This is a genomic window from Pseudomonas sp. ENNP23 (genome assembly GCF_001728945.1).
Taxonomy (GTDB): domain Bacteria; phylum Pseudomonadota; class Gammaproteobacteria; order Pseudomonadales; family Pseudomonadaceae; genus Metapseudomonas; species Metapseudomonas otitidis.
Genome location: NZ_LYSP01000034.1, coordinates 22,841 through 39,855, shown reverse-complemented (window position 1 = coordinate 39,855; position 17,015 = coordinate 22,841). Strand labels below are relative to the sequence as shown.

At 67.4% G+C, this 17,015-nt stretch carries 18 protein-coding genes and 1 pseudogene; 5 read left to right on the top strand and 14 right to left on the bottom strand.

Annotated elements, in window-relative coordinates; all coding sequences use genetic code 11:
* The first annotated feature begins 1 nt into the window (after nt 1).
* On the top strand, nt 2–703 hold the full coding sequence (locus tag A9G05_RS18750) for an ABC transporter ATP-binding protein (protein ID WP_044413400.1): 702 nt from the start codon (nt 2–4) through the stop codon (nt 701–703).
* Between the two features lie 699 nt (nt 704–1,402).
* Here the strand turns inward: A9G05_RS18750 and A9G05_RS18745 are convergent.
* On the bottom strand, nt 1,403–2,323 hold the full coding sequence (locus A9G05_RS18745; RefSeq protein ID WP_069562409.1) for a LysR family transcriptional regulator: 921 nt from the start codon (nt 2,321–2,323) through the stop codon (nt 1,403–1,405).
* A gap of 114 nt (nt 2,324–2,437) precedes the next feature.
* On the opposite strand from A9G05_RS18745, the gene A9G05_RS18740 reads away from it, so the two are divergent.
* Nucleotides 2,438–3,037, top strand: coding sequence for a short chain dehydrogenase (locus A9G05_RS18740; protein WP_069562408.1), 600 nt, complete (start codon nt 2,438–2,440; stop codon nt 3,035–3,037).
* Between the two features lie 4 nt (nt 3,038–3,041).
* Here A9G05_RS18740 and A9G05_RS18735 read toward each other — a convergent pair whose 3' ends face one another.
* On the bottom strand, nt 3,042–3,437 hold the full coding sequence (locus tag A9G05_RS18735) for a DUF488 domain-containing protein (RefSeq protein ID WP_069562407.1): 396 nt from the start codon (nt 3,435–3,437) through the stop codon (nt 3,042–3,044).
* Between the two features lie 67 nt (nt 3,438–3,504).
* Here A9G05_RS18735 and A9G05_RS18730 point away from each other — a divergent pair, with 67 nt between their 5' ends.
* Together A9G05_RS18730 and gap are read left to right on the top strand one after the other, a co-directional pair.
* Nucleotides 3,505–4,173, top strand: a complete 669-nt coding sequence (locus tag A9G05_RS18730; protein ID WP_069562406.1) for a COG3650 family protein — start codon at nt 3,505–3,507, stop codon at nt 4,171–4,173.
* A 106-nt stretch (nt 4,174–4,279) separates the two neighbouring features.
* Nucleotides 4,280–5,299: a type I glyceraldehyde-3-phosphate dehydrogenase gene (gene gap / locus A9G05_RS18725; protein WP_069562405.1), complete on the top strand. Its 1,020-nt coding sequence runs from the start codon at nt 4,280–4,282 to the stop codon at nt 5,297–5,299.
* Nucleotides 5,300–5,347: 48 nt separating this feature from the next.
* Here the strand turns inward: gap and A9G05_RS18720 are convergent, their stop codons facing one another.
* The 9 genes from A9G05_RS18720 to A9G05_RS18680 form a co-directional block, all read right to left on the bottom strand.
* Nucleotides 5,348–6,445, bottom strand: coding sequence for a PLP-dependent cysteine synthase family protein (locus A9G05_RS18720; RefSeq protein ID WP_069562404.1), 1,098 nt, complete (start codon nt 6,443–6,445; stop codon nt 5,348–5,350).
* 9 nt (nt 6,446–6,454) lie between these two features.
* Complete coding sequence (locus A9G05_RS18715; protein ID WP_069562403.1) at nt 6,455–7,360, bottom strand: DMT family transporter; 906 nt, start codon at nt 7,358–7,360, stop codon at nt 6,455–6,457.
* Nucleotides 7,361–7,435: 75 nt separating this feature from the next.
* Entirely contained in the window at nt 7,436–7,783 is a 348-nt protein-coding gene (locus A9G05_RS18710) for a Na+/H+ antiporter subunit G (protein ID WP_083265789.1), read from the bottom strand.
* Nucleotides 7,780–8,049, bottom strand: coding sequence for a K+/H+ antiporter subunit F (locus A9G05_RS18705; protein WP_069562402.1), 270 nt, complete (start codon nt 8,047–8,049; stop codon nt 7,780–7,782). Before A9G05_RS18705 ends, A9G05_RS18710 begins: the two co-directional genes overlap by 4 nt.
* A complete protein-coding gene (locus A9G05_RS18700; RefSeq protein WP_069562401.1) occupies nt 8,034–8,534 on the bottom strand; it encodes a Na+/H+ antiporter subunit E in 501 nt (166 codons plus the stop codon). The genes A9G05_RS18705 and A9G05_RS18700 overlap by 16 nt, the downstream gene beginning before the upstream one ends.
* The gene (locus A9G05_RS18695) at nt 8,531–10,036 is read right to left on the bottom strand and encodes a monovalent cation/H+ antiporter subunit D (protein WP_069562400.1); all 1,506 of its coding nucleotides are present in this window, start codon (nt 10,034–10,036) and stop codon (nt 8,531–8,533) included. Before A9G05_RS18695 ends, A9G05_RS18700 begins: the two co-directional genes overlap by 4 nt.
* Entirely contained in the window at nt 10,033–10,365 is a 333-nt protein-coding gene (locus tag A9G05_RS18690; protein ID WP_069562399.1) for a Na+/H+ antiporter subunit C, read from the bottom strand. Before A9G05_RS18690 ends, A9G05_RS18695 begins: the two co-directional genes overlap by 4 nt.
* The gene (locus A9G05_RS18685) at nt 10,365–13,160 is read right to left on the bottom strand and encodes a monovalent cation/H+ antiporter subunit A (RefSeq protein ID WP_069562398.1); all 2,796 of its coding nucleotides are present in this window, start codon (nt 13,158–13,160) and stop codon (nt 10,365–10,367) included. The genes A9G05_RS18690 and A9G05_RS18685 overlap by 1 nt, the downstream gene beginning before the upstream one ends.
* A gap of 224 nt (nt 13,161–13,384) precedes the next feature.
* Complete coding sequence (locus A9G05_RS18680; RefSeq protein ID WP_044413366.1) at nt 13,385–13,849, bottom strand: glycine zipper 2TM domain-containing protein; 465 nt, start codon at nt 13,847–13,849, stop codon at nt 13,385–13,387.
* A gap of 158 nt (nt 13,850–14,007) precedes the next feature.
* On the opposite strand from A9G05_RS18680, the gene A9G05_RS18675 reads away from it, so the two are divergent.
* Nucleotides 14,008–14,256 (top strand): hypothetical protein, encoded by a 249-nt coding sequence (locus A9G05_RS18675; RefSeq protein ID WP_069562397.1) that lies wholly within the window; start codon nt 14,008–14,010, stop codon nt 14,254–14,256.
* On the opposite strand, the gene pdxH is transcribed toward A9G05_RS18675, so the two are convergent.
* The 3 genes and pseudogenes from pdxH to A9G05_RS18660 form a co-directional block, all read right to left on the bottom strand.
* A complete protein-coding gene (pdxH, locus tag A9G05_RS18670; protein WP_069562396.1) occupies nt 14,253–14,900 on the bottom strand; it encodes a pyridoxamine 5'-phosphate oxidase in 648 nt (215 codons plus the stop codon). The genes A9G05_RS18675 and pdxH overlap by 4 nt on opposite strands.
* Nucleotides 14,901–14,954: 54 nt before the next feature.
* A pseudogene (locus tag A9G05_RS18665) lies at nt 14,955–15,650 on the bottom strand (OmpA family protein); the annotation flags it as partial.
* Between the two features lie 139 nt (nt 15,651–15,789).
* Complete coding sequence (locus A9G05_RS18660) at nt 15,790–16,935, bottom strand: serine hydrolase domain-containing protein (RefSeq protein WP_069562434.1); 1,146 nt, start codon at nt 16,933–16,935, stop codon at nt 15,790–15,792.
* Nucleotides 16,936–17,015: the final 80 nt, after the last annotated feature.

Genomic DNA, 17,015 nt, shown 5'->3' with positions numbered 1-17,015 from the left:
CATGCTGAGTTTCGACAAGGTTTCCACCTTCTACGGCAAGGTCCAGGCGTTGCACGACGTCAGCATGGAAGTCAGCCGTGGCGAGATCGTCACCCTGATCGGCGCCAACGGTGCCGGCAAGTCCACCCTGCTGATGACTCTCTGCGGCTCGCCGCGCGCGGCCAGCGGCAGCATCCGCTACCTGGGCGAGGAGCTGGTGGGCCAGGAGTCCAGCGACATCATGCGCAAGAGCATCGCGGTGGTGCCGGAAGGCCGCCGTGTGTTCGCCCGCCTGACCGTCGAGGAGAACCTGGCCATGGGCGGTTTCTTCACTCCCAAGGGTGACTACCAGGAGCAGTTGGACAAGATCCTGCACCTGTTCCCGCGCCTCAAGGAACGCTATGCCCAGCGCGCCGGCACCATGTCCGGCGGCGAACAGCAGATGCTCGCCATCGGCCGCGCGCTGATGAGCAAGCCCCAGCTCTTGCTGCTGGACGAGCCGTCCCTGGGCCTGGCGCCGATCATCATCCAGCAGATCTTCGACATCATCGAACAGCTGCGCCGTGATGGCGTGACCGTGTTCCTCGTCGAGCAGAACGCCAACCAGGCGCTCAAGCTGGCGGATCGCGGCTACGTGCTGGAGAACGGACGGATCGTCATGCAGGGCACCGGTGAAGCCCTGCTGACCGACCCCAAGGTGCGCGACGCCTACCTGGGCGGCTGATCCCGCTGCGACACGACAACGGCCCCGGAAGGGGCCGTTTTCGTATGCATCGCCAGCGCCCCGGAGCCTGGCTGGACGCATGACGGTGGACCGATGAAGCGTGGTCCACCCTGCGGCGTCTAGCCGGTAATCGCCTGAACACGATGGGCTTCGCACAGCTCAGCCCATCCTACAGGTGACGTCGGCTCGTAGGATGCGCTGAGGCACGAAGCGCATCGCACCGGGGCACCATGTCCCTCTGTGGGAGAAGCGAATTCAGTCCCTCCGCCCCAGACAGGTCTCACCCTAGGACATACAAGCAAATTCATTCGCGAACGAGGTGAAGCAAGAGCATCGCGGCTGAAGCCGCTCCCACAGGGTCGGCCACCTGCAGCCCGGACTTCAGTCCGGGGAACGCCCAACCTCCGCCTCCTGGGCTGAAGCCCAGGCTACGGGTGCCGGTAATCGACTGCGGGTTCGAGCACTGGGTAGCCCGGACTTCAGTCCGGGGAACGCCCAACCTCCGCTCCCTGGGCTGAAGCCCAGGCTACGGGTGCCAGTAAACGGCTGGCGGGTCCGCAAACGCTCGGTAGCCCGGACTTCAGTCCGGGGATGGGCGGTGGTGCCGGGTAGCGAACTCGTTCGCGATCAACTCCGGCGCGGTGCTTTCGCGGTTGAAACCGCTGCCACCGAGCCTGCAACCATGGCATCGACTCCGTCCTAAACCCCGAGTTCCAGCCGGTCGAGGGCCTGACGGCTGCGCTCGAACCAGTCCAGCAGGTAGTCCACCAGCACCTGGGTGCGCCGCGGCAGGCCGCTCTGGTAGGGGTGCACGAGGAACACCGGCGACTGTCGCGTGCGGTACCCACGCAGCAGCCACACCAGGCGGCCTTCCGCCAATTCGTCGTGCAGCATGTAGGAGGGCAGCCGGGCGATGCCCGCGCCGGCCAGGGCGGCCTTCTTCAACAGGCTGTAGTGGTTGCTGGCGAGGTTGCCCGCCACCTGCACCCGCTCCAGTTGGTGCTGGCGGTGGTAGAGCCACTCCTCGTAGCCGGCGTAATGGGTGTTCAGCAGGCACTGGTGACCGACCAGCTCCGCCGGGGTACGGGGCTCGCCGTGGCGGGCCAGGTAGGCCGGTGCGGTGCAGGTGATCTCCTCCAGGGAGAACAGCGGCCGGGCCACCAGGCGTTCGTCCTGGTGCGGGCCGCTGCGCACGCCCAGGTCGAAGCCCTCGGCAATCAGGTCGCGGTAGGCATTGCTCAGGTCCAGCTCCACCCGCACTGCCGGGTACTGGCGGGTGAAGTCCAGCAGCAGCGCATCGAAGAAGGTCTCCCCGAGGGACACCGGCACGCTGATCCGCACCCGACCGGCCACCTCCTCCTGCAGGCGCTTCACCGCCTGCCGCGCCGCTTCCGCCTGGGCCACCAGGGCGCGGGCCTGGGGCAACAGCGCGGCGCCAGCCGCCGTTAGGTCCAGGCGCCGGGTGGTGCGGTGCAACAATGTCGTACCCAGCCCCTCCTCCAGATGACGGATGCGCTTGGACAACTGCCCCTTGCTGCACCCCAGCCGTTCGGCTGCGCGGGTAAAGCTGCCCGCCTCCAGCAGGACGGCAAAGGCCGCCAGGTCGTCGAGTTCGCTCACGTGCGCCTCACTGTTTCCAAATGAAAACCCAAGGTTTCCGATTACCCCGCTTATCGGAAACAAAAGCGACTCTACACTGGATTCCGTCATCCCTCAGCCACAGGAATCCCCTCCATGAAGATCCTTCTCATCGGCGCCGGCGGCACCATCGGCCAAGCCATCGACAACGAGCTCAGGGAGCGCCACGAGATCGTCCGCGTCGGCCACAGCAGCGGCGATTTCCAGGTGGACATCCGCGATGCCGCCTCGATCCGCCGCCTGTTCGAGCAGACCGGGCGCTTCGATGCGCTGATCAGCGCCACCGGCAAGGTGCACTTCGGCGCCCTGGCCGAAATGGGCGAAGCGGAATTCGCCAAGGGCCTGGCAGACAAGCTGATGGGCCAGGTGAACCTGGTGCTGATCGGCCGGGAGTTCATCAACGACGGCGGCTCCTTCACCCTCACTTCCGGGGTGCTGAGCGACGACCCGATCCGCGCCGGCGCCTCCGCCAGCATGGTCAACGGTGCCCTCGACAGCTTCGTCAAGAGCGCTGCCATCGAGTTGCCGCGCGGCCTGCGCATCAACAGCGTCAGCCCCACGGTGATCGAAGAGGCCCTGCCGTCCTACGGCCCGTTCTTCCGCGGCTTCAAGGCCGTGCCGGCAGCCGTGGCAGCCCTGGCTTATGCCAAGAGCGCCGAAGGCGGCCAGAGCGGCCAGGTGTACCGCGTCTGGTAAGCCGCTACACCTCCCCGGCGTAGCACGCCGGGGAACTGGGCGGCCCCTCGCGGTCCAGCTCCTCTTCAAGGAACTCGGCCAGCACACGGGCGTTGTTGGCCTGCTCGTCGCGGGCCGCGTAGAGCAGGGTAAGCGTGCCCTCCCGCGCCATCTGCCGCAGCCCCTGCCAATGCTCCGGGTGCGCCGCCAGCTCGCCCCGGTAACGCAGGCGAAACTCATCGAAGCGCTCGGGGTCGTGGCAGAAGTCGCGGCGCAACGCATCCGAAGGCGCCACCGCCTTCAGCCAGAGCGCCAACCCCAACGCCTCCTTGCGGCAACCGCGCGGCCACAGGCGGTCCACCAGCACCCGCTGGCCATCGCGTTCATCCCAGGGTTCATAAACCCGCTTGCACTGGATCATCCATCCTCCTCGCCCTTGAGCTCGCCGAGGCGCCCCGGTAACGTGGCCGCTTCCCAAGGAGGCCCCCATGCGCATCGTTCGTCCCCTGCTGTTCAGTCTGATCCCCCTGTTCGCCGGCTGCCAGGTTTTCACCGGGCCGGAGAAGGCGCCGCAACTCCCGCAGCAGCGGATGCAGGGCGAACTGGAAGCCAGCGGTGGACGCCTGGTGTTCCGCCCCTGCCAGGAGCAGCGACGCTTCATGATTGCCGACGTGGGCGCCACCGGCATCCTGCAGGAAGCCGCCACCCTCCTGGATGACGGGCCGGGCCCGCTGTTCGCCGATCTCGGCGGCCAGTTGGGTGCGAGCAAGGCCGGTGCCGATGGCCAGTTGGACGTGCGCCGCCTGTACCGCTTGCAGCGCGAGGGCCATGGCTGCGACGACCCGAACTTCCGCCGCCTGCTGCTGCGTGCCAGCGGCAACGAGCCGTCCTGGAGCGTCAACGTCAGCAACGCCGGCCTGGTGCTGGAAGAGCCCGAGCAGCCGCCGCTGGCCATCCCCTACATGGAAGAACAACTACCCGACGGCCGCTTCAACCTCACCAGCGAAGCCAACGGCCGCCGGGTGGAGCTGTGGGTCGCCCCGAAACGCTGCGTCGACAGCATGAGCGGTGCCGTCCAGCACCTCTCCGCCGAACTGCGCCTGGACGGCAAGACCCTGCGCGGCTGTGCGGCCTTCGGCGGCGCCCGCAACGACTGAACCGTTGTTTCCCTCCCCCGCCTCGGCCCGTTCCCAGGGCCGGAGCGGCCCCCGTTCGCCGATGACCTCCTAAGCTTGCAGACAGGACACCAAGAAGGAGAACGTCATGCTGCGCATCGCATTGAACGGGTATGGACGCATCGGCCGGGCCATTGTCCGCGCCGTGTTCGAACGAGGCCTCGACCAGCAGGTGCGGATCGAAGCCATCAACGACCTCGGCGATTTCGCCACCCTCGCCCACCTCACCCGCTTCGACTCCACCTTCGGCCGCTTTGCCGGCACCCTCGAACTGCGCCAGGACCACCTGCACGTCGGCGACCAGGCGATACGCCTGCTGGCCGAGCCGGACCCCGGCAACCTGCCCTGGGCGGACCTGGGGGTGGACCTGGTGCTGGAATGCTCGGGGCGGATGAAGAAGCGCGAACAGGTGGAACGGCACCTTGCCGCCGGGGCCTCCCACGTGCTGCTCTCCCACCCGCTGGACAGCGCCGACCTGACGGTGGTGTACGGCGTCAACCACGACCAGTTGGGCGACCAGCGCATCGTCTCCAACGCCTCCTGCACCACCAACTGCCTGGCGCCCCTGGCCCAGGTGCTGCACCAGGCGTTCGGAATCCGCAGCGGCCTGGTGACCACGGTGCACGCCTACACCAACGACCAGAACCTGCTGGACAAGACCCACGACGACCTCTACCGCGCGCGGGCCGCCGCCCTCTCGATGATCCCCACCAGTACCGGCGCGGCACGGGCCATCGGCCTGGTGCTGCCGGAGCTGGCCGGGCGCCTCGACGGCCTGGCGGTCAGGGTGCCGACCCCCAACGTCTCGCTGGTGGACCTGAGCTTCATCGCCGAGCGCCCCACCACCCGCGAGGCGGTCAACGCCGCACTGCGCGAAGGCGCCTTCCGCCTGCCGGAGGGGGTGATGAGCTGCAACGAGCTGCCGCTGGTGTCGGTGGACTTCAACGGCTACCCGGTGTCCTGCGTCGCCGACCTGACCCAGACGCGGGTGCAGGACGAACTGGTGAAGGTGCTCGCCTGGTACGACAACGAGTGGGCCTTCGCCCACCGCATGCTGGATGTGGCCCTCGCCTGGCGAGGAGGCGAGGCCCGGCAAGCCGTTGAATAGCGCAAACGGCGCAGCGGCAGCGAGCGCCGTGAGCGTTTCAACAGCCTGTCAGAGCCCGGCAACCGCCAGCGAATCCGGCAGGGGCGCGCCCTGCTCGGCGCAGGCGGCGATCTGCGCAACCAGGGGTTCGAGGTCGAACCCCTGGCTCGCCAGCCAGGCCGGGTCGTAGTAGGTGGTCGCGTAGCGCTCGCCGCCGTCGCAGAGGATCGCAACCACCGAGCCCCGCTCTCCCTTGGCCGCCATGTCTGAGGCCACCCGCAAGGCCCCCACCAGGTTGGTCCCGCTGGACCCGCCGACCCGTCGTCCCAGGCGCTGCGCCAGGTAGTGCATGGCCGCCAGGGACAGCGCATCCGGCACCTTGGCCATCGCATCGATCACCTGGGGCAGGAAGGACGCCTCGACCCGAGGCCGGCCAATGCCCTCGATGCGCGAGCCGCAGTCCAGGGTCAGGTTGCGGTCGCCACTCACGTAGGCATCGAAGAACACCGAGCGCTCGGCGTCGGCGCACAGCACCCGGGTCGGGTGCTGGCGGTAGCGCACATAGCGCCCGAGGGTCGCCAGGGTGCCGCCCGTGCCGGGGCTGGACACCAGCCAGCTCGGCTCCGGGTGCGGCTCATGGCGCATCTGCTGGAAGATCGACTCGGCGATGTTGTTGTTCGCCCGCCAGTCGGTGGCGCGCTCGGCGTAGGTGAACTGGTCCATGAAGTGGCCGCCGCTCTCCTGCGCCAGTCGCTCGGACTCGGCGTAGATCTGCGTCGGGTCGCTCACCAGGTGGCTGCGGCCGCCGTAGAAGGCGATCTGCGCGATCTTCTCCGGGGAGGTGCTGGCCGGCATCACAGCGATGAACGGCAGCCCCAGCAGGCGTGCGAAATAAGCTTCGGACACCGCCGTGGAGCCGCTGGAGGCTTCGATCACCGGCGCCCCCGGCTTCAGCCAGCCGTTGCACAGCGCGTAGAGGAACAGCGAACGGGCCAGGCGGTGCTTGAGGCTGCCGGTGGGGTGGCTGGACTCGTCCTTGAAATACAGGTCGACACCCGGGAAGCCCGGCAGCGCCAGGGGGATCAGGTGGGTATCGGCGCTGCGCTGGAAGTCGGCCTCGATGAGGCGGATGGCGTCGCGGGTCCAACGGCGGAAATCAGCGGGCATGGTGTGTACTCAATCAAGGATGCCGGCCGGGGCCGGCGGGGCGCTGCGCCACTGGCTGAGGGCTACCCCGGCGAACACCAGGGCAGCGGCGCAGAACTGGGCGGGGCTGAGGCGTTCGTCCAGCAGCAGCATGGCGAAGATCAGGGTGAACACCGGGATCAGGTTGATGAAGCCGGTGGCCTGGCTGGCCGGCAAGCGCCCCACGCCGAAATTGTAGAGACCATAGGCGCCGACCGTGACCACGATGCCGAGGTAGACCATAGACCCCAGCGCCAGCGGGCTGATGACGGCGGGCAAGGACTCGCCCGCCAACGCCACCGGTAGGAAGAACACGGCTCCGATGAACGCCTGCAAGGCCGTCAGGTGAAAGGCCGAATAGCGCGACGACAGGTGCTTGAGCAGCAGCGTGTAGCCGGTGGCGCAGAGCATCGCGAGGAATTCGTAGAAGTTGCCCAGCAGAGGCGCACTGGCATGGGCATTCGATTCGCTGACCAGGCTCAGCCACACCGCACCGAGCACCGCCAGCAGGAAGCCGGCCAGGGTGGTGCGGGTGATGCGCTCACGGAGGAACAGGTAGGCCCCCACCGCCACCAGCAGCGGCAACAGTGCGGTGATCATCCCGGCCTGGGAGGCGCTGGTGTGCGCCAGCGCCAGGGCTTCGAAAATGAAGTAGAGGCAGGGTTCGCAGGCACCCAGGGCGAGGAAGTACTTCCAGTCGCCGGGCCGGGGCTCAGCCCTCCCCCGCCAGCGCCAGGCCAGCAGGAACACTAGGCTGCCGAGGGCCATGCGGGCGAAGATCACCCACATCGACGGCACCTCGCGGAAGGCGAACTTGAGGGCGATGAACGAGCTGCCCCACAGCGCCATGGCCAGCACCAGGCAGGCCACTGCCACCCAACGAGCCTGCTGCGCCATGCACCGCCTCCGGAAAAATCGACAGTCTAGGGGGCGGCAGACGCCCCCGACAGGCACAGCCGCCCGGCAAAACTGTTACTGCTGCCAGGGCTTGCCGCGGGTCCGCGAGCTGAGGGGGAGCTGCTGCAGCACGGCGGCCTTGGCCAGCATGTAGGCACTGACCGGGGCACTGATGAAGAGGAACAGGCTGATCAGCAACTCATGGAAACTGAGCGTGCCCGACACCCAGGACAGGTAGACCAGCGACCCCATCACCAGGCCACCCACGCCCAGGGTGGTGGCCTTGGTGGGGCCGTGCAGCCGGGTGAAGAAGTCCGGCAGGCGGTAGATGCCAACGGCGCCGATCAGCACGAACAGCGAGCCCAGCAGCAGCAGCAGGGAAACCAGGATGTCGGCCCACAGGGGCAGGTCGGCGATGTTCATTCGATGATGTCTCCGCGCAGCATGTACTTGGCTGCCGCCACCGTGCCAACGAACCCCAGCACGGCGATCAGCAGCGCCACCTCGAAATACAGGCTGGTGCCCTTCCAGATGCCCAGCAGGATCAGCATGGCGATGGCGTTGATGTAGAGGGTGTCCAGCGCCAGCACCCGGTCGGGCAGGCAGGGCCCACGCACCAGGCGCGCCAGGGTCAGCAGCATGGCCACCACCAGCAGGCCCAGGCAGATGGGAATCACGTACGCGAGCATGGGAACACCTCCTTGAGGGGCGCTTCGTAGCGCTGCTTGATCTCCGCCACCAGCGCGTCGGCATCAGGCACGTCCAGGGCGTGGACCAGCAGGGTGCGGCGGTCGCCGCTGAGGTCGGCGGACACCGAGCCCGGGGTCAGGGACACCACACACACCAGCAGGCTGACGGCCATTTCGTTGTCCAGGTCGATCGGCACTTCGACGAAACCCGGCTGCAGGCGCCGGATCGGGCCGAGGGTCTGGCGGGCCACCAGGAAGTTGGCCTGCAGGATGTCCCACAGCACCAGCAGGATGAACCGGGCCAGGCGAGCCGGGTGCCAGGTACGCGGGTGCTCCAGCATCAGCGGATTGCACAGCAGCGGGATGAACACGGCCAGTGCGCCGCCCAGCAGCCACTGGCCGAAGGACAGGGAATCCACCAGCAGCAGCCAGGTGACCAGCAGCAGCAGGCTGGTGGCGGGATGGGGCAAGAGACGACGGATCATGCGCCCGCTCCTGGCAGGACGGCCTGCCGGTAGAGGTCCACATCGTGCAACTGGGCGGCCGTGGCCTCCAGGTAGGCCATCAGCGGACCCGCTAGGATCACCAGCACCACGGCCAGGCCCAGCAGCCCCAGAGTAACGGCCAGGCGCACACCATCGAGCCCCTCGCCACCGGGCGCATCAGCCCCCGTGGTACGCCAGAACAGCGTGCTGCCGGCCCGGCTCAGGGCCACCAGGCACAACAGGCTGCCACCCAGCAGCACGCCCCACAGCAGGGCCGTCGGCAGACCCGGCGTCGCGGCCTGTAGCAGCAGCAGCTTGCCGATGAAGCCGGACAGCGGCGGCAAGCCGGCCACCGAGATGGCGGCGAAGAAGAAGGCGCCGCCCAGCAGGGCCGGGTGCTCCAGCAGCGGCCCCTGCACCAGCGCGCCTCGTCGCTCGCCGCGCTCGCGGCTGATGAGGTCGGCCAGCAGGAACAGCCCGGCGGCCGCCCAGGTGCTGTGCACCAGGTAGTACAGGGCCGCCCCCAGGGAGGCCGGCGTGCCCAGGGCCACCGCCGCCAGCAGCGTGCCGGCGGAGAGCAGCACCAGGTACGCCACCAGGGCCTGCAGGCTGGCGGCAGCGATAGCGCCGAGCGCGGCCACGGCCATGGTCAGCAGGGCCAGCGGCCACAACCAGTCATTACCCAGGTGGGCCAGTTCACCGGCTCCGGCACCGAACACCAGCAGGTAGACCCGCACGATGGAGTACACCCCCACCTTGGTCATGATCGCGAACAAGGCAGCGACCGGCGCACTGGCCGCAGCGTAGGCCCGCGGCAGCCAGAAGTGCAGCGGCAGTAGAGCAGCCTTGAGGGCGAACACCACCAGCAGCAACAGCCCGGCAGCGGCCAACAGGGGCGCATCAGCAGGAGCAACGGCGGCCACTTTCCCCGCCAGGTCGGCCATGTTGAGGGTGCCGGTGATGCCGTAGAACACGCCCAGGGCGATCAGGAAGAAGGCCGACCCCACCAGGTTCAGCACCGCGTAGTGCAGGCCGGCGCGGGTCCGTTCGACACCACCGCCATGGAACAGCAGCGCATAGGAGGCAATCAGCATCACCTCGAAGAACACGAAGAGATTGAACAGATCTCCAGTGGTGAAGGCACCGTTCAGGCCCAGCAACTGGAACTGCAGCAGCGCGTGGAAGCGCATGCCCTGACGGTCGTCCCCCCGGGCGGCATAGATCGCCACGGCGGTGCCGAGCACGGCGGTGACCAGCAGCATCAGCGCACTCAGGCGATCCAGCATCAGCACGATGCCGAACGGTGCCTGCCAGCCGCCCAGGGCATAGACCTGCAGATCGCCTTCCGCCGCCTGCTGTATCAGCAGCAGGGCCACGGGAATCAGCGCCAGGCAGGCAATGATCGACAGGGTGCGCTTGATGCGCTCCAGCGAGGGCAGCATCAGCAGAGCCGCCCCGGCGAACAGGGGCAGCAGGATGGGCAGGATGAGCAGGTGGTTCATCGGCCCTCCCCGTCACGGCGGCCATCGACATGGTCATTGCCCAGCTCACCGACTCCCCGCAGGGCCAGCGCCACCAGGAAGGCGGTCATGGCAAAGCCGATGACGATGGCAGTCAGCACCAGCGCCTGGGGCAACGGGTCGGCCGGAGTGCCGCCCTGGCCGAGCACGGCAGCGTCACCGGTCAGGCGCCCCATGGCGAAGAGGAACAGGTTGACCGCGTAGGACAGCAGGGTCAGTCCGAGCACGACCGGAAAGGTGCGCGCCCGGAGCAGCAGGTACAGGCCGCTGGCGGTGAGCAGCCCGAGGGTGATGGCGAACAGGGCTTCCATCAGTGGACCTCCTCGGTCATGGGCGGATGCAGGCTCAGCTTGCCGAGCCCGGAGAGGATCAGCATCACGGCACCGACCACGGCGAGGTAGACGCCCAGGTCGAAGATCAGTGCCGTGGCCAGTTCGATCTCACCCACCAGCGGCAGATGGAAGTGGCCGAAGGCCGATGTCAGGAAGTGCGCACCGAAGACCCAACTGCCCAGCCCGGTGAGGCTGGCCACCAGCACACCGAAGCCGGCAATGCGCTGGTAGTTCAGGGACAGGCGCGATTCCACATGGACCGAACCACTGGCGATGTACTGCAACACCAGGGCCACGGCTGTGATCAGGCCGGCGATGAAGCCGCCGCCCGGCAGGTTGTGTCCACGCAGGAAGATGAACGCCGACACCATCAGCGCCAGGGGCAGCAGCAGGCGCGACAGGGTTTCGAGGATCAGCGGGTGCTTGGCCCGGGCCCAGTTGCGGCCCTGGGGGTCGCAGGTGGGGTTGCGCAGCAACAGCCCGGACAACAGGGCATGCACGCCCACCGCAGCGATCGCCAGCACGGTGATCTCACCCAGGGTGTCGAACCCGCGGAAGTCCACGAGGATGACGTTGACCACGTTGTGCCCGCCGCCGCCGGGGATGGCATTGGCAATGAAGTAATCGGCGATGGTGGTGTACGGGCGCGTCATCACCGCGTAGGTCAGCAGGCCCACCAGCGTGCCGCCGGCGCCAGCCAGGCCGAGGTCGCGGAGAATGCGCAGGCTGGAGCTTTCCTCCGGGGTACGCGAGGGCAGGTAGTACATGGCGAGGATCAGCAGCACCAGGGTCACCACTTCCACCGACAGTTGGGTCAGCGCCAGATCAGGTGCAGAGAAACGGGCAAAGGCCAGTGCCACCAGCAAACCGCCGACACCCAGCACCAGCAATGCCACCAGGCGCTGGCGATGCAGCAGGGCCGTCAGCACGCCGCTGATCGCCAACACCAGCATCCCGACAGCGGTCACGCCATCCAAGGTGGTGAGCGGGCGGGTGCCGGTCAGCGAGGCCAGCGGCACCAGGGCGACCGCCACCACGGCAATGGCCGCCAGCAGCAACACCGCCATGTAGCGCTGCAGGGAACCGTTCTCCAGCGCGGCGATGAAGCGGGCTGCCACGCCGATCACGCGCTGGACCGCCGCTTCGAAGATTTCCTTCGCATCGGCGTCCGGCAGCCCTTCGTACCAGCGGAACAGCGGCTTGCGCCCGATGTAGATCAGCACGCCGCCGACCAGCGCGAGGGTACTCATCAGCAACGGCAGGTTGAACCCATGCCAGATCGCCAGGCTGTACTCCGGCAGCGTACCGCCCATGCTCACCGAAGACGCCGCCGCCAGCAGGGGCGCGACACTGAGGTTGGGCGCCATGCCCACCAGCAGGCACAGGGCCACCAATACCTCCACCGGCACCTTCATGTAGCGCGGCGGCTCGTGGGGCGGGAACTTGGGCAGTTGGCGCGGCTCGCCGTTGAAGAACACGTCGTGGACGAAGCGCAGCGAATAGGCCACCGAGAACACCCCCGCCAGGGTCGCGCCGGCCGGGATCAGCCAACTGAAGCTGCCCAACAGATCCTGCCCGAGGGTTTCGCTGAAGAACATTTCCTTGCTGAGGAAGCCGTTCAGCAACGGCACCCCTGCCATGGCCAGGGAAGCGACCATCGCCAGCACGGCGGTGTGCGGCAGGTAGCGCCACATGCCGTTGATCTGCCGCATGTCGCGGCTGCCGGTCTCGTGGTCGATGATGCCGGCCGCCATGAACAGCGACGCCTTGAAGGTGGCGTGGTTGATGATGTGGAACACCGCCGCGACGTTGGACAGCGGCGAATCCAGGCCGAACAGCAGGGTGATCAGGCCCAGGTGACTGATGGTGGAATAGGCCAGCAGGCCCTTGAGGTCATGCTGGAACAACGCCATCCCGGCACCCAGCAACAGGGTCGCCAAGCCGCTCAGGCCCACCAGGTAGAACCACAGATCGGTGCCTGACAGGGCCGGATAGAGCCGCGCCAGGAGGAACACCCCGGCCTTCACCATGGTTGCCGAGTGCAGGTAGGCGGACACCGGGGTCGGCGCGGCCATGGCGTGGGGCAGCCAGAAATGGAAGGGGAACTGGGCCGACTTGGTCAGCGCCCCCAGCAGAACCAGGCACAACATCACCGGATAGAGGCTGTGCTGGCGGATCAGGTCGCCACGGGCCAGCACCTCGGTCAGCTCGAAACTACCGGCGATCTGCCCGAGCAGGAGAATGCCCGCCAGCAGCGCCAGGCCACCGCCGCCGGTGACCGCCAAGGCCATGCGCGCGCCCTTGCGGGCATCCGAGCGGTGGCCCCAGAAACCGATCAGCAGGAACGACGACAGGCTGGTGGCCTCCCAGAACACCAGCATCAGCAGCAGGTTCTCGGACAGCACCACGCCGAGCATGGCGCCCATGAACAGCAGCAGGTAGGCGAAGAAGCGGCCACAGGGCTCGCGCTCGGAGAGGTAGTAGCGAGCGTAGAGGATCACCAGCAGGCCAATGCCGAGGATCATCAGCGCAAACAGGAAACCGAGTCCGTCCAGGCGCAGGCTGAAACTCAGCCCCAATTGCGGCAGCCAGGGCAGTGACAGTTTCAGAACCTCCCCGCCCAGTACGGTGCCGGCCTGCGTCAGGAGCAGGCCAAGGCCGATGGCCGGCGCCACGGCGGCCGCCAGCGCGGCGCGGGTGCGGCAATGGCGGCCGAACAGCAACGGCAACAGGGTTCCCAGGAATGGCAGGGCGACGATCAGCGCCAGTAGCATCGAAATCCTCCTCTTTCGGCCTGCCAGCGCTGAGCACGGCAATGGCGATGCGGCGATCGATTATCCAGAACTATCGATCACCGCGCATGCATGAATTATTTCAAAACCTAGCAAGCGGTAACAGGCGACACGCCCTGAACAGCGGTGAACCGCCTGCCGCTCGGCTGGTGAGATAAAGCGTAGGGGATGAACCGGCGGAAAGCCCGCCGGTTCGGGGGGATGGATCAGTGGGTCACGCGACTGGTGCCATTGACGGTCATGATGCGAACACGTTCGCCGACGCGGAATATCTCGTTTTCCTGCACTTCCTGCACATAGGCGCGCATGGAGCCGTCATCCTCGCGCACAGTGATCTCCACGCCCTGGGTGCGGGTCAGACCCTCTTCGGTCGCGGCGCCCAGCAGGCCACCGGCCACCGCACCGATCACGGCGGCCACCACGCTGCCACGGCCACCGCCAATGGCGCTGCCGCCGACACCGCCCACCACCGCACCGGCACCGGCGCCGATGGGGGTCTTGGTGCCCTCGATCTTCACCGGGCGCAGCGATTCGATGGTCCCCATGCGCACGGTCTGCACCTGGCGGGCCTCAGCGCGCGAGTAGGTGTCCCCGGTCAGGCTCGATTGACAGCCGCTCAGAAGCATCGCCATCGAGGCGAACGAAGCGGCCAGCAGAACGGATTTACGCATGATTTTTCCTCCAGAGTGGATGCGCCTCCATTAGACTGCGCGGCACCTTCAACTGTCACTCGACGCTCGGCCAAAGTGCAGACTCGTTCAGTTTCCGTACAGCCACCGCCATCGGACAACGAAACGACGCCAGGGTGCCGAGCCAGCAAGGTTAGTCCATGGATTACTTCATCATCGTCGTCACCACCGTAGCGGGCCTGTACTTCCACTGGTGGATCTACGTGCGCATCAAGCGCTGGATGGACCGTGACCTGGCCCTGTCGATGGCGGGGGATGACCCGCAGCGCCGCGCCTACATGCTGGAGCAACTGGAGGCGGCGAAGGCTGCGGGGATCAAGCGCAAGGCGCTGCAGGTCTGGCTGGAGCAGGCGGCCAGCCGTTACCCACAGCCGCCCCAGGCGTCCTAGGGCGCGAGGCGCTCGCGCTGCCAGCGACCGTCTACCAGGCGGTAGTTGAGGCGGTCATGCAGGCGGCTCGGCCTGCCCTGCCAGAATTCGACACGCTCCGGCAGCAGCCGGTAGCCGCCCCAGTGCGGCGGGCAGGTGGGAGACTGGTTGAGGAAGCGCTGCTCGGTCTCGGCAAGGAGCTGTTCCAGCTCGGCACGGTCGGCGATCACCCGGCTCTGTGGTGAAGCCCAGGCGCCGATGCGGCTGCCCAGCGGGCGCACCTGGAAGTAGGCGTTCGACTCCGCCGGAGTCACCCGCTCCACCCGCCCTTCGATACGCACCTGACGCTCCAGGCTGGGCCAGAAGAAGGTCATCGCCGCGAACGGCCGTGTCGCCAGTTGCTTGCCCTTGGCGCTGTCGTAGTTGCTGAAGAAAGTGAAGCCGCGCTCGTCCACTCCCTTGAGCAGCAGCACCCGGCAATGGGGGCGCCCATCGGCGTCCACCGTAGCCAGGGTCATGGCATTGGGTTCGACGGGCAGTTGCTCGGTCTTCACCGCATCGTCGAACCAGCGATGGAACAGTGCGAGCGGCTCCTGGGGGGCCTGCTCCTCGCTGAGTCCATCGCGGGTGTAGTCGCGGCGCATATCGGCCAGGGTCTGGGTCATGGGGGCTCTCCGGAAAAGGAAAACGCTAGCCTATCCGAGGATCGCTCACTTGCCTTGATCTGCCGCAATCGCCTGCTGGGCGACCTTCGGCGGCTGGTTGTAACGCGCCAGCAGGGCCACCAGGGTGGCCTGCGGGGTGAGGACGATTTCCACGCGGCGGTTCAGGGCGCGACCGTCCTTGCTGTCATTGGCGGCACGCGGCATGTCGGAGCCCACCCCCTTCAGTGACAGGCGGTCACGCTGCAACCCACTGAGGCGGAAGATGGCAGCCACGGCCTGGGCCCGCTCCTGGCTGAGCTGGCGGTTCTTGGCGTCGTCGCCGGACGGATCGGCATGGCCGAGCACCAGCACGCCGGTCTTGGCATCGCCTTCCACCAGCTTGGCAACACGGGACACCGGCCCGAGGGAAACCGGCAGCAGCATGCTCGGCCGGTCCGGGTTGAAGGAGCCGTCCACCAGCGCGGTGACCACCAGCACGCTGTCGCGGCGCTCCACTTCCATGCGCGTGCCTTTCACCGCTTCACGCAGGCGCGGCTCGTACTGGTCCAACCAGGCCTGGGTGGCCTGGGTGTCGATCTTGGCGACCTTGGCCGACTCGGCCTTCGGCTCGCTGCCACCGAACGGCCACCACCAGTGATGGGTGCCACTGTTTTGCGCCTGGGCTTCCGTCGCCTGCTTGTCATGGCTGAAGGTGCTGCAGCCGGCAACGGTCATGCAGAGGATCAAGGTGGAGTACTTGAACAGCTTCATGGAAAGGACCCGTGACAGGAGGGGTGAAGAAAGCCGATACGCCATCGCGTAATGGCGCATCAATCTCAGATTCAGGGTGAAATTCTGGACGCAACCCATTAATCCGAAAAGGGATATTCGTTCCAGCTGACGAGTGGTGCTACAGGCAGCTCGCCAGGGTGCGAGCCAGGTGCTGGGCGCGGGGGTCCATCAGCACATAGGGGCCAAGGGTATTGGTGACGAAGCCGAAGGCCACATCGCGCTCCGGATCGGCGAAACCGATGGAGCCACCTGCGCCCGGATGGCCGAAGGCCAGGCGCCCCATGCCGTAGGTGGCATTGGGCACATCGGGCTGCTCCAGCATGCAACCCAGACCGAAACGGGTCTGGGTCAGCAGGGTGCGGTCATCGCCCAGGCTGTGTTCGCGAGTCAGCTCGGCCAGCAGCGCCGATTCCAGCAGGCTGCCATCCAGCAGGCCGGCATAGAAGCCGGCCAGGCTGCGGGCATTGCCATGGCCGTTGGCCGCCGGCTGTTGCATGCGCCGCCATTCGGGCTTGTTGGTGCTGGTCATGATCGACGGTGGGTTGGTGAACGCACGGGTACTGAGAGCGGTGGGCTCGCTCATCATGCACTTGAGCAGGCGCTGGGCCGCCGCATCCCCCAGGTTGCCCTTGCCGCGGGCGATGTGGGCGACTCGGTGGAACTCGGCATCGTCCAGGCCGACGTGGAAGTCCAGCCCCAGGGGCCGGGCAACGCGGGCCACGATGGATTCACCGGGGCCACGGCCATCGGCACGGCGGATCAGTTCGCCCACCAGCCAGCCGTAGGTGATGGGGGCGTAGCCATGGCCCTCGCCCGGCACCCACCAGGGTTGCTCGGCGGCCAGGGCAGCGGTCATGGCGTCCCAGTCGTAGAGCGCCTCGGCCGGCAACGGCTCGCGGATCGCCGGCAAGCCGGCGCGATGGCTGAGCAGGTGGCGCAGGGTGATGCGCTCCTTGCCGGCGGCAGCGAACTCCGGCCACAGGCGGGCGACCGGTGCATCGAGGTCGAGCTTGCCCTCCCCCACCAGTTGCAGGGCGGTGACGGCGGCATAGGTCTTGGTGCAGGAGAACAGGTTCAGCAGGGTGTCACTGTGCCAGGCCTGCTGGCCATCCTTGTCGGCGGTCCCGGCCCACAGGTCGAGCACGGTTTCCCCGCCCACCTGCACGCACAGCGCGGCCCCGCGCTCCTGGGAGTCCTCGAAGAGGGCGGCGAACTCGTCGCGCACCGCTTCGAAACGCAAGTCGAAGTAACCCTGGATCTGCACCATCACTCTCCTTCAAAAAAGACGACGGCGGCATTGTTGCGATGCCGCCGTCTGCTGTGAACCCCGCTGAAGTTCGGCGC